General features: G+C 66.1%; 12 protein-coding genes. 10 read left to right on the forward strand and 2 right to left on the reverse strand.

Features of this window, described 5'->3' with window-relative positions; translation table 11 throughout:
- Nucleotides 1–105 precede the first annotated feature (105 nt).
- The 3 genes from HY57_RS03470 to HY57_RS03480 all read left to right on the forward strand — a co-directional run bounded on the left by HY57_RS03470 (nucleotide 106) and on the right by HY57_RS03480 (nucleotide 2,116).
- Nucleotides 106–1,074, forward strand: coding sequence for an energy transducer TonB (locus HY57_RS03470; RefSeq protein WP_019464162.1), 969 nt, complete (start codon nucleotides 106–108; stop codon nucleotides 1,072–1,074).
- Nucleotides 1,075–1,132: 58 nt separating this feature from the next.
- Nucleotides 1,133–1,423, forward strand: coding sequence for a hypothetical protein (locus HY57_RS03475; protein WP_019464161.1), 291 nt, complete (start codon nucleotides 1,133–1,135; stop codon nucleotides 1,421–1,423).
- A gap of 144 nt (nucleotides 1,424–1,567) precedes the next feature.
- Nucleotides 1,568–2,116 carry a hypothetical protein gene (locus tag HY57_RS03480; protein WP_019464160.1) on the forward strand — a complete coding sequence of 183 codons (549 nt, stop codon included), beginning with the start codon at nucleotides 1,568–1,570 and terminating at the stop codon, nucleotides 2,114–2,116.
- Nucleotides 2,117–2,204: 88 nt separating this feature from the next.
- Here the strand turns inward: HY57_RS03480 and HY57_RS03485 are convergent, their stop codons facing one another.
- Nucleotides 2,205–2,741, reverse strand: coding sequence for a gamma carbonic anhydrase family protein (locus HY57_RS03485; RefSeq protein ID WP_019464159.1), 537 nt, complete (start codon nucleotides 2,739–2,741; stop codon nucleotides 2,205–2,207).
- Between the two features lie 169 nt (nucleotides 2,742–2,910).
- Nucleotides 2,911–4,626, reverse strand: a complete 1,716-nt coding sequence (locus tag HY57_RS03490; RefSeq protein ID WP_019464158.1) for a patatin-like phospholipase family protein — start codon at nucleotides 4,624–4,626, stop codon at nucleotides 2,911–2,913.
- Between the two features lie 110 nt (nucleotides 4,627–4,736).
- Here HY57_RS03490 and HY57_RS03495 point away from each other — a divergent pair, with 110 nt between their 5' ends.
- From HY57_RS03495 to HY57_RS03525, 7 genes are all read left to right on the forward strand, one after another.
- Complete coding sequence (locus HY57_RS03495) at nucleotides 4,737–6,779, forward strand: M3 family metallopeptidase (protein WP_019464157.1); 2,043 nt, start codon at nucleotides 4,737–4,739, stop codon at nucleotides 6,777–6,779.
- A 57-nt stretch (nucleotides 6,780–6,836) separates the two neighbouring features.
- Nucleotides 6,837–7,616 carry an exodeoxyribonuclease III gene (xth, locus tag HY57_RS03500; protein ID WP_019464156.1) on the forward strand — a complete coding sequence of 260 codons (780 nt, stop codon included), beginning with the start codon at nucleotides 6,837–6,839 and terminating at the stop codon, nucleotides 7,614–7,616.
- A gap of 31 nt (nucleotides 7,617–7,647) precedes the next feature.
- The gene (locus HY57_RS03505) at nucleotides 7,648–8,325 is read left to right on the forward strand and encodes a YecA family protein (RefSeq protein WP_019464155.1); all 678 of its coding nucleotides are present in this window, start codon (nucleotides 7,648–7,650) and stop codon (nucleotides 8,323–8,325) included.
- 155 nt (nucleotides 8,326–8,480) lie between these two features.
- Nucleotides 8,481–9,314 carry a pirin family protein gene (locus HY57_RS03510; protein ID WP_019464154.1) on the forward strand — a complete coding sequence of 278 codons (834 nt, stop codon included), beginning with the start codon at nucleotides 8,481–8,483 and terminating at the stop codon, nucleotides 9,312–9,314.
- A gap of 455 nt (nucleotides 9,315–9,769) precedes the next feature.
- The gene (locus HY57_RS03515; RefSeq protein WP_019464153.1) at nucleotides 9,770–10,228 is read left to right on the forward strand and encodes an SPFH domain-containing protein; all 459 of its coding nucleotides are present in this window, start codon (nucleotides 9,770–9,772) and stop codon (nucleotides 10,226–10,228) included.
- A gap of 274 nt (nucleotides 10,229–10,502) precedes the next feature.
- Nucleotides 10,503–11,138 (forward strand): 16S rRNA (guanine(527)-N(7))-methyltransferase RsmG, encoded by a 636-nt coding sequence (gene rsmG, locus HY57_RS03520; RefSeq protein ID WP_019464152.1) that lies wholly within the window; start codon nucleotides 10,503–10,505, stop codon nucleotides 11,136–11,138.
- A gap of 50 nt (nucleotides 11,139–11,188) precedes the next feature.
- On the forward strand, nucleotides 11,189–12,052 hold the full coding sequence (locus HY57_RS03525) for a ParA family protein (RefSeq protein WP_019464151.1): 864 nt from the start codon (nucleotides 11,189–11,191) through the stop codon (nucleotides 12,050–12,052).
- The last annotated feature ends 1 nt before the right edge of the window (nucleotide 12,053 follow it).

Below are 12,053 nucleotides of genomic sequence, written 5' to 3' on the forward strand. Positions count from 1 at the left end.
ACCCCTAAGCTTGCGCGCCCTGCCGGCGCGCCGGCTTCTTCGTGTGTGTGGCCCATGTCCTCCGCTTCGTCGCGTCGTCGTGCCCAAGGTGTCGTCCGGTACAGTTTGCCGATTCTCGTCACGCTCCTCGCGATCGCCGGTGGCCTCATCTACCGGCAGATCAGGCGTGGCAGTGACGCCGACCAGCCTGTGCAAGCAGTGGTCGCCGCATCCGGCCCGGTGGTGCGCACGACGCTGGGCACCGATGAACTGTTGCAGCATGCGCGCGAGGCGATGACGGCCCACCGCCTGCTCGCGCCCGCAGGCAACAACGCCTTCGAGTTCTACCTTGCCGTGCTCCAGCACAGCCCGGGCAACCGCGTGGCGCAGGATGCCCTGCGCGAAATTTTCCCGTTCGCCGCCAATGCGGCGGAACAGACCATCGACGCGGGCGACGACGCCGAAGCGCAGCGCCAGATCGACCTGCTGACACGCGCCGACCCCGGGAACTACACGCTTACCCTGCTGCGTGCGAAGTTGCAGGCCCAGCGCACGGCCGCGGCGCAGTCCGTGCCGCCGCCGGCGGCTCATCGCGAGCCGGCGGCGCCATCCGGCAAGACGCCGGCGCCGGCAACGCCCGTTGCTCCCGCACCATCGACGGTTGTCGTGGCGTCCGCGCCGATGGCACCCACGCGAGCCGCCAACACGCTGACGCCCTCGGAGCAGGCCATTGCCCAGCTGCATGTGGAATCGACGCCGGTGGAAGCCGCGCCGAAATCGGCGGTGCATGTGCGGGCGCCGTCGACGATGCAGGCTGATGCCAGCAGCGGCAGCGACCCGGTGTTGACGCATCGCGTCGCGCCGGCCTACCCGCCGGAAGCCAAGCGCACGCGCCGCCAGGGTTGGGTGGACGTCGCCTTCACCGTGCAGGCGGATGGCAGCGTCAGCGGCGCCTCGGTCACCGATGCCGAACCCAAGTATGTGTTTGATCGCGCGGCGCTCAGCGCGGTGTCGCGCTGGCAGTTCAATCCCAGCATGCAGGATGGCAAGCCGGTGGCGGCGCAGATGCGCCAGCGCATCGAATTCCATCTGTGATGCCGGGGCTCACGCAGGCAGGTGCATAATCCGCGGCGGCCTTACAAGGAGTCACGCCATGCAGCGCTTCATCGCCCCTGCCGTTCTTGCTGTCGCCGTGGTCCTGGGTGGATGCCAGGCCTCGATGCCCGCCACGCCCACGCCGGTGCATGGATTTGTCACCGACATGAAGGCGTTCGACGCCTTCATTGCCACGCACCCCACGCCGGAGCAGTTCCGTACGGCCTATCCGGATGTGCTGCTGGTCATGCCGGGTACGGTCGCTACGATGGAATACCGCTCGAACAACAGCCGCTATTTCGCCGAGCTGGACAAGGACGGCCGCATCACCGGCGGTCACTTCAGTTGAACGTCAGGATGCTCGGACGTCCATGCGTCCGGGCATTGCGCGAGTCACATCGCTGACATGATGTAACGATAATGTGACAGGGTTCCGCCGGGACGCCTGGAGCAGGCCTTCCTGTGTGCGGGTTACACCCTACGCAGTGCTGCCATGTCACGTTCCGCTTCCTTCGCGCCACGCCAACGCGTGCTCGTCGTCGTCTCTCTGGTCGCGCTCGTCGCCGTGGGCGCCGGTGCCTACTTCTGGTCGAAGGGCAGCATGCCGGGCATCACGGGCAGCGGCGTCGCCAGCGCCTCATCGGCCGGCGGCAAGGACGACAACGGCGTGGGCATCCTGCTCGACCTGGCCAAGACGGCCGTGACCGAAAAACGCCTGGTCGCGCCGGCCGGCAGCAACGCGTATGAGTTCTACCTCAGCGTGCTGCAGCTCGATCCGCAGAACAAGATCGCGCAGGACCAGCTGCACGAATCGTTCGAGGTGGCCTCGGCGGACGTGGAGCGCGCCATCAACGACAACAATCTTGACGAAGCCCAGCGCGAGCTGTCGCTACTGCGCGAGTTCGACAAGACCAACTACATCCTCTCGCTGCTGGGCGGCAAGCTCGACGCACAGCGACAGATCCAGATCCACCAGGACGAAGCCCGCGCCGCCGCCATGCAGGCGCAGCAGCAGTCGGCGGGCAACGGCTCGATGATGTAAGGCGCGTCAGCGCAGCAGCGGCCCTGCCTTCTTCAACAGCAGCTCGACCAGCTCCGGCTGCACAGGAACAGGACGCGGCGCGGTGCCGTCATCGCGTGGCGAGGTACTCGTCCTTGAGGCGCACATAGTGATCGGCCGAGTAGTGCAGCTGCTCGATCTGCTTGTCGCTCAGCACGCGCACCTTCTGCGCCGGATTGCCCAGCCACAGCTCGCCTTCACCCACCACCTTGCCCGGCGGGATCACGCTGCCCGCGCCGACGAAGCCGTGCTTCTTCACCACCGCGCCGTCGAGCACCGTGGCATGCATGCCGATGAGGCAATAGTCCTCGATGGTGCAGGCGTGGATCACCGCGCCATGGCCGATGGTGACGCCCTCGCCGACGATGGTCGGCTGGCCACCCGGCGTGTACGGGCCGTCGTGGGTCACATGCACCACCGCGCCGTCCTGGATGTTGGTGCGCGCGCCGATGCGGATGAAGTTCACGTCACCGCGCAACACCGCGCCCGGCCAGACGGAGACATCGTCGAGGAGCTCCACCGCGCCGATGACGGTGGAAGCGACGTCGACATAGACGCGCTGGTGCAGCGTGGGCCAGATGCCCTTGTATTTGCGTATGGGATCCATGGGCCTATGGTACCCCCGCACGAGGTTCTTCTGTGGGAGCGCACCCTGTGCGCGACAAGCCGACGGAGCGATGACGAAGAATCATCCCTCCGCCGTCGCGGCTCACGTTCCCACAGGCTGACATGCACATGTCGCGCACAGGGTGCGCTCCCACATGGCAGGCGGCGGGTCAGCCCTGTTTCTCCAGCACGCTCTTGGTGTACAGATACCCCGCCTCCATCGCCCGCTCCCAATCCTTCCAGTCGAGCATGCCGATGTGTTCCAGCGGCGGCGTGAGCAGCAGGTCGGCGCGTTCGCGGCGGTGTTCGCTGGGGCCTTCGCTGTTGACCATGGCGGCGCGTACCAGGGTGGACACCAGCCCGGGCCGCTGGATGTTCTGTCGCCCCAGCAGCAACTGCCACCACGGTGGCGTGGCGAACTCCTCGGCGGTGGTGAGCAGGGAGATTTCCGCGCGGATATCGATGGCGGTGATGTGCGCCAGGCCATCGTCCGCCATCACGTCGGTGGGCAGGTTGTCGACCAGCGCGCCGTCCACGAATACGCGGCCGTGGTGAAGCACCGGCGGCAGCACGCCGGGAATGGCGCTGGAAGCACGCAGCCACAACCACAGCGGGCCGTCGCGATGGACCATCATGCCGTCGCCCGACAGGCAGGTGGACACGCAGAAGAACGGTAGCGTCAGGTCTTCGATATCCAGCGCGCCGAATGCGCGGCGCAGCATCAATGCCGCGCGCTTGCCTCGCGTCAGCGCCACGATGGGTACCGTCCAGTCCGATAGCGGGCGGCCTTGCACGAACGCCCGCCGAAGCGTGTCGATGGTGGCATCCAGTTCCCAGCCCGCCGCCACGCTGGCGCCGATGATCGCGCCGATGCTGGTGCCTCCCACGGCGTCGAAGGTGTGGCCGGCCTCGTGCAGTGCACGCAGCGCGCCCAGATGGGCCACGCCACGGGCGCCGCCGCCGGCCAGCACCAGTCCACGTGCATTGCCACTGATCACGCGGGCTAGCCGCGCGATGTCCGCACGGCCGCCTACGTGATGGTGGTGCAGTTCGCCGCTGAACTCCGCCCGCCAGCGTTTCGCCGCGCCCAGCGCCGGCTGGCGGCCTGGATGCAGCAGGATGAGGTGGCGCGGGCGATGGCCGGCGCGCGAGGGGTGCATCGGCATCGCCTCGGGCCAGGGCCGGGGCTGCTGTGCGGCAAGCGCGGGCAACAGCAGCACATCCGCCTGCCGCAGGCAGCGCTCGCGCCACAGACTGTCGCCGGTGCTGTCCAGGTAGATCACGAAGCGCGCCTGCGCCTCGCGCTCGGCAAACCAGTCGCTGCCGCGTCCCGCACCATGCTCCGCATCGATCACGGCGCAGCTGCCCCAGTGCTCCAGTTCCATCGCCAGCTGCATGGCGAGCGAGCGGGCGGGTACGTCGGGGCTGGCGGGCAGCAGGGCGAACGTGCGGGCAATGCCGGGGCTTTCGTCGCCGCGCAGGCGCTCCTGCAGGCGGCCAATGGCGACCCGGGCCACCCCCAGCATGGCCTGCGGGTGGCGTTGGGTCAGCGCCTCGTAGGTGGCCAGGTCCAGGCGCAGCAGTTCGCTGTCGCGCAGTGCCCGTGCCGTGTGATGGCGCGCCTCGCCGGTGATCAGGCCGATCTCGCCGATGCTGTCCCCGGCCGCCACCAGGCGCACCCATTCGGTGGGCCCCGCGAATACGCCAAGACTGCCGCTGACGACGAAGTACAGCGCATCCGCGGGGTCGCCCTGCTTGAACAGGGTGCGGCCGCCGGGCAGGGAAAACCATTGCAGTTCAGGAACCAGTGCGGCCAGCGCCTCGTCCCCGAGGTGCCCGAACACGTCGCTTCGACGCAACAGGGCGGAAAAATCGGGCTTGGACATGGCGCGGGATGATGGGTCCGGGATATGACAAATAGTCAGTGAAGCGACGTGACGGCGGCTTGATTTCGACCCATCGGGTCGCCACGCTGGCAGGGCATTCAGGAGACACCATGGAACCGAACAATCCGCTGCTGGCCGACGACACGCTGCCGGCGTTTTCGCAGATCCGCCCCGAGCACGTCACCCCCGCCATCGACACCCTGCTGGCCGACTACCGCGCCGGCATCGACGCGTTGACCCAACCTGGCGCACCGCACGATTTCGCGAGCGTCATGCTCACCCAGGAACGGCTGGACCAGCAGCTGGCGCGTGCCTGGGCGCCGGTGGGCCACCTGCATGCGGTGGCGGACAGCGAAGCCTTGCGTGAGGTCTACGGCCCAGCGGAGGAAAAGCTCACCGAGCACGCCATTGAAGTCGGCCAGAACCGTGCGCTGTATCAGGCCGTGCAGGCCCTGGCCGACGCGCCGGCGTTTGCCGGCCTGTCGCGCCCCGAGCGCGCCCTGGTGGAACACGCGCTGCGCGACTTCCGCCTGTCCGGCGTCGCGCTGGAAGAACCGGCGCGCACCCGGTACCGCGAGATCGGCGTGGAACTGAGCCGCCTCTCCACCGAGTTTTCCAATGCCGTGCTCGATGCCACCGACGCCTGGCACGAGCACATCACCGATGAGCGCGACCTCGCCGGCATCCCCGAATCCGGCCGCGCCGTGCTGCGGCAGTACGCCAAGGAGCAGAAGCTCGATGGCTACCTGGTGACGCTCAAGCAGCCGAGTGTGCAGGCCGTGCTCACCTACGCCGACAACCGCGGCCTGCGCGAACGCGTGTACTGGGCTTACCAGACGCGCGCGTCCGACCAGGGCCCGCAGGCGGGCAAGTACGACAACAGCGAACGCATCGAACGCATCATGGCCCTGCGTTACGAAGCGGCGCGCCTGCTTGGCTTCAACAACGCGGCCGAGGAATCGCTGGCCACCAAGATGGCCGGCTCGCCCACCGAGGTGATGGAGTTCCTGCACGACCTCGCCAACCGCGCCAAGCCCGTGGCGCGCAGGGAACTCAATCATCTGCGCGAGTTCGCCACCACGGAGCTGAAGCTCGACAACCTCGAATCGTGGGACGTCGGCTACGCATCGGAGAAGCTGCGTCAGCGCGAGTACGACCTCGACGAAGAACAGCTCAAGCCGTACTTCCCGCTGCCGGCGGTGATCGAGGGCCTGTTCGGCCTTACCCAGCGTCTTTACGGCATCACGCTGAGCGTGCGCGATGACGTGGACACGTGGCATCCGGACGTGCGCTATTACGACGTGCGCGATGCCGATGGCCGCGTGTTCGCCGGCGCCTATGTGGACCTGTACGCGCGCACCGGCAAGCGTGGCGGCGCCTGGATGGACGTGTGCCGCGCCCGCTTCCGCGACGGCGACGAAGAACAACTGCCGGTGGCCTTCCTCACCTGCAACTTCGCGCCGCCCACCGAAGGCCGCCCCGCCCTGCTCACGCACGATGACGTGCTCACCCTCTTCCATGAATTCGGCCACGGCCTGCACCACCTGCTGACCGAGATCGCGCTGCCGTCCATCGGCGGTATCGACGGCGTGGAATGGGATGCGGTGGAACTGCCCAGCCAGTTCATGGAGAACTTCGGCTGGAACCGCGAAGCGCTCGACCTGTTCGCGCACCACTACGAAACCGGCGAGCGCCTGCCCGATGAGCTGTTCCAGCGCATGCTGGCGGCACGCCATTTCCACGCCGGCCTGTTCCTGGTGCGCCAGCTTGAATTTGGCATGTTCGACTTCCTGCTGCACCTGGAATACGACCCGGCCCAGGGCGCGCGCACCATGGAAGTGCTGGAAGAAGTGCGCCACGACGTGGCCGTGCTGCATCCGCCGGCCTGGCAGCGCTTCCCGCACGCGTTCTCGCACATCTTCGCGGGCGGTTATGCGGCGGGTTACTACAGCTACCTGTGGGCCGAACTGCTCAGCGCCGATGCCTTCGGCGAGTTCGAGGCGCATGGCGTGATCGACCGGGCCACCGGTGACCGCTTCCGCAAGGAAGTCCTTTCCGTCGGCGCCAGCCGCCCCGCCATTGAAAGCTTCATCGCCTTCCGTGGCCGCGCACCGGAGCCGGAGGCCTTGCTGAAGAGCCACGGCCTGGCCTGAGCCACACCGCCGCCTCCGGGCGGCGGTGTCCTTTTGCTCATCGCTTACAATGTCCCCATGAAAATCGCCTCGTGGAACGTGAACTCGCTCAAGGTGCGCATGCCGCACCTCACGCAGTGGCTGGCCGACGCCCGACCGGACGTGGTGGCGCTGCAGGAAACCAAGCTGGAGGACGCCAAGTTCCCGGTCGATGAACTGGCGGCCGCCGGTTATCGGGCGGTGTTCTCCGGCCAGAAGACCTACAACGGTGTCGCCCTGCTGGCGCGCGCCGACGCGCATAGCGAATTCGAGGATGTCGTCACCGACATCCCGAACCTGGACGACCCGCAGCGACGCATTCTCGCCGCCACCATCGGCGGCGTGCGCGTGGTCGATCTTTACGTGGTCAATGGCAAGGCCGTGGGCGACGAGAAATACGCGTACAAGCTGGACTGGCTGGCGAAGATGCGCGAGTTCCTCGCACGCGAGCACGAACGCCATCCCAACCTCGTGGTGCTGGGCGATTTCAACATCGCGCCGGACGACCGCGACGTGTACGACCCGGTCGCCTGGGGCGAGGACATCCTGTGCTCGCCGCCGGAGCGCGAAGCGCTCAAGCGCATCACCGATCTTGGCCTGCACGACAGCTTCCGGCTGTTCGAACCGGCGGGTGAACACTACAGCTGGTGGGACTATCGCCAGGGTGCGTTCCGGCGCAACATGGGTTTGCGCATCGACCTGATCCTGATCGGCGATGCCCTGAAATCCGCCGCAAAAGCGGCCACCATCGACCGTACGCCACGCACGTGGGAACGTCCTTCCGATCACACGCCGGTAACGGTTGATCTGGATATCTAAGAAACACGGCAACACCGTCAACAGGCAGCTGATGAATACACCGAAGACCGAATGGCCCAGTTCGCTAGGCGACGACGAACTCGAGGAACTGGACCAATACCTGCGCGGCCACGTCGGCGAGGGCGACCTGCTGCTCGACGGGGTGCATGGGCTGCTTTCCGCACTCGCCGTGGGCCCCATGCAGGTGCTGCCCGAAGAATGGCTGCCGGAAGTGCTGCACGAACCCTTCACCGACGAATCCGAAGGCAATCGCGTGCTGGCGCTGCTGGCCAAGCTCAACGATTCGATCAGCGCCGAACTCGACGTCGACGCGTATGAGCCCATCCTGGGCGAGGTGGACACGGAAACCGGCCCGGTACTTTCCGCCGCCGGCTGGTGCGAGGGCTTCAGCCGCGGCATCGACCTGCGCGCGGGCCTGTGGGAAAAGCGTCTGGCGGACGACCCGCAGCTGATGGAAATGCTCGGGCCGGTGATGGCGCTGGCGGTGGACGAAGGCATCCTCAGCGCGGACGCGGAGTTCGAGAAGCTCAGCGACGAGGAATACGACGAATGCCTGGCGCAGGTGCCGGGCGTGCTCAATGCGGTGAACCATTACTGGAACGAACACCCGGTGACCGAGGTGGAGATCGAGGCCGCCGTGCGTCCGGCAGAGGAGAAGGATCTGCAGGCCACGCCGCCACGCCAACGCAGCGGGCATTGGGTGCATTGAGAGCAGGCGTGGGTGAAGAGGCGCCAGAAACGAGAGTTCAGGGCGCGCCTTCACTCACTTCTCGCTTTAAGCGAACAATCCGTTCCACCGGCGCGTCTTGGGTACGGACCGCCGCAGCGCCATCATGATGAGCAGTCCACTTACTGGAGACAGCCATGACTGAGCGCAGCATTCTCCGCCGCATCCGCGGCGTCGATACGTCCGATGGTGCGGGCGTGCGGCTCAAGCGCATCATCGGCCAGCCTGGCCTGGACATGCTCGATCCGTTCCTTTTGCTGGACGAGTTCCGGTCCGACCAGGCGGGTGATTACATCGCGGGTTTCCCCGAGCATCCGCATCGCGGCTTCGAAACCGTGACCTACATGCTCGCGGGCCATATGAAGCACCGCGACAACCACGGCAACAGCGGCGACCTGGTGCCGGGCAGCGTGCAGTGGATGACTGCCGGCCGCGGCATCCTGCATTCGGAAATGCCCGAGCAGGAAGACGGCCTGATGTGGGGTTTCCAGCTGTGGGTGAACCTGCCGTCCAAGGAAAAGTTGATCGCGCCGCGCTACCAGGACATCGGTCCGGAACGCATTCCGGTCGCGCGTCCGGCGGAAGGCGTGGAAGTGAAGGTGATTGCCGGTGAATTCGATGGCGTGACCGGCCCCGTGGCGGAAATCGTCACCCAGCCGATCTATCTCGACATTGCCGTGCAGCCCGGCGCAACGGTGACGATTCCGCTGCCCGAAGGCCACGCTGGCTTCGCCTACGTATTCGATGGCCAGGAGGCCGAGGTCGCGGGTGAGCCCCTGGCCCGCAGCGAGCTGGCGGTGCTCTCGCGCAGCGGCGAGCTGCGCATTGCCGGCCGCGACACAGCGGCGCGCGTGCTGCTGGTCGCCGGTCATCCGCTCAACGAGCCGGTGACCCGCTATGGACCGTTCGTGATGAACACGCCGGAAGAGATCCATCAGGCCATCGCCGACTTCCGCGCCGGCAAGTTCTGATCGTTGAAAGGGCCGCCGCATCAGGCGGCTCTTTTTTTGCCGCCCTTAGGCTTTCCCCTTCGTCATCCCAGTGAAAGCTGGGATCCAGCGTCTTTGACTTCGTGTCGAAAAGTCACTGGATCCCAGCTTTCGCTGGGATGACGTTTCTTTTGGGACTTCGCACCCCTTGGTCGCCGCACCACGCCGGACAGGCTCAAGCCACCGGCCGCCCCGGCCGTTAACCCCATTGAAGTAGGGGGAATCCGGCGGTGGCGGCACGGATGGCAGGATCGATGCATCCCCATCCGTGCCTGCCGCCGGGTTCACAGAATCAGCAAGTTAGGCCAAATGACTGGTTGTAAAACAATCTTAGATTGCCGTTAAATAAGGATTAATCCAAAGGGGTGCAACCGGCTGTACTATCAACCTACAGCTCTTTGCGAAGAAAACACATATAACTCGTTGTATTCATTATTATGAATGCCCTGATTACTCTCGTTGTCCTGGCGCTGATCGCGACGTTCGCTACCGCGATCAAGCGTGTGCCGGCCGACCAGGTGCATAGCCTCTACCGCAGGGGCAGGCCGTTCCGCCTGTTGCAGCCGGGTACCCATATGGCCCTCCCGCTGATCGACCGTGTGGAGCACCGCATCAACCTCAGCGGCCAGGTGCTGCGCTTCGAGGAACTGCTGCCCAACGCCCACGATGTGCGCGGCACGGTGTATTGGCAGGTGCTGGAGCCCGAGCGTGCCGATGCGGTGATCGACCAGGCCGACCAGCTGATCCGCGGCGGTGCCCTGGCGGCCCTGCGCGATGAGCCGGAGGCGTTCAATGCCGATCGTCGCGACCTCGGCTCGCGTCTGAAGCAGAGCATGAATGGCGCCCTGCGCGAGCGCGGCATGATGGTGACGCGGGTGGAACTGGAATTTGCCTGATCCGGAGTGCTGCCGGACAGGTCCGGGCGAAGGTGGCCTAAGAGCACCCGCCCCAGGGGAGACCCTTGAAGCCCGCTCCGGCGGGCTTTTTCTTTATCCGTGCCAGCTTTTCTGTGGGAGCGCACCCTGTGCGCGACTGAACGTTCACGATGATGTCTGTCGCGCACAGGGTGCGCTCCCACATCGAACAAGGGCGTTCCAACTGGCATCCAGGGCGGCACACCCGGATACTTGCCAACCCGTTTGACCCAAGCACGCACACCAAGGCACGCCCATGAGCTCCCGACACGACCTGCAAACCCGGCTGGAACGCGGCATCGCCGCGCTTGGCGTGTCGTTGCCGGCCGGCGCGGTGGAGCGGCTGCTGGACTACCGGGCGCTGCTGGCGCGCTGGAACGCCACCTACAACCTCACGGCGATCCGCGACCCGGGCGAGATGGTGAGCCGCCATCTGATCGACTCGCTGGCCATCCTGCCGTACGTGCAAGGCCAGACGCTGGCGGACCTCGGCACCGGACCGGGGCTGCCGGGCATCCCGCTGGCCATCGCCGCGCCCGAGCGCCAGGTGCTGCTGGTTGATTCCAATGGCAAGAAGGTCCGCTTCCTGCGCGAAGCCATCCGCTCACTCAAGCTTGAGAACGTTCGCGCCGTGCAGTCGCGCGTGGAAGAGGTGGAAGGCCAGTTCGACTGCGTCACCGCCCGCGCCTTTGCCAGTCTTGAAGACATGTTGGCCTGGGGTGGTCACCTTTTGACCAAGGACGGCATCTGGCTCGCCATGAAGGGCAAGCATCCGGACGAGGAATTGCCCGGCGTGCCGGTCGGTTTCGAGGTGCGCGCCATCCATACGCTGGCCGTGCCCGACGTGGGCGGCGAGCGCCATCTCGTCGTGTTGGGCCGGACAGCCGCTTGATCAGGCTGCTAATCTAGCCCCCTTTCACTCGTTCACGGTCTCGACGACACATGGCCCGCATCATCGCTGTCGCCAACCAGAAGGGCGGCGTCGGCAAAACAACGACTGCCGTCAATCTCGCCGCCGCGCTGGCTGCTGCCAAGCGCAAGGTGCTGCTCGTCGACTTCGATCCGCAGGGCAACGCGACCATGGCCTCGGGCGTGGACAAGCGCGTGGCCAAGCCCAATGGCTGTGAAGTCCTGCTGGACGAGGCGCCGATCGAGCAGGCCATCCTCAAGACCGAGGCGAACTACGACCTGCTGCCCGGCAACGGTGACCTCACCGCCGCCGAGCTGAAGCTGATGGACGCGATCGCACGCGAAAGCCGTCTCAAGGACGCGCTCGCGAAAGTCACCGATCGCTACGACATCATCCTCATCGACTGCCCACCGTCGCTGCATCTGCTGACGCTCAATGCGCTGGCGGCGGCGAACGGCCTGCTGATCCCGGTGCAGTGCGAATACTTCGCACTGGAAGGCCTTTCCAGCCTGCTCGACACGGTGAAGGCCGTGCGCCAGCGCCTGAATCCCACGCTGGAAATCGAAGGCCTGCTGCGCACCATGTACGACGTGCGCAACAACCTGGGCAACGAAGTATCCGCGCAGCTCACCACGCATTTCGGCGACAAGGTGCTGCGCTCCATCATTCCGCGCAACGTGCGTCTGGCCGAGGCGCCCAGCCATGGGCAGCCGATCCATCTGTATGACCGCAGTTCGCGCGGCGCCATCGCCTATATCGGGCTGGCCGGCGAAATGATCCGTCGCGAGCGCGGCCTGAATGCCGCCTCGCAGGAAACGAACGACGTGGTCACGCCGATGCTGCACGCCGATTCAGACGAGACGCTCGACGACGTCGTCGACGTTCATCAGGAGTAAG

The organism is Dyella japonica A8, from assembly GCF_000725385.1.
GTDB lineage: Bacteria > Pseudomonadota > Gammaproteobacteria > Xanthomonadales > Rhodanobacteraceae > Dyella > Dyella japonica_C.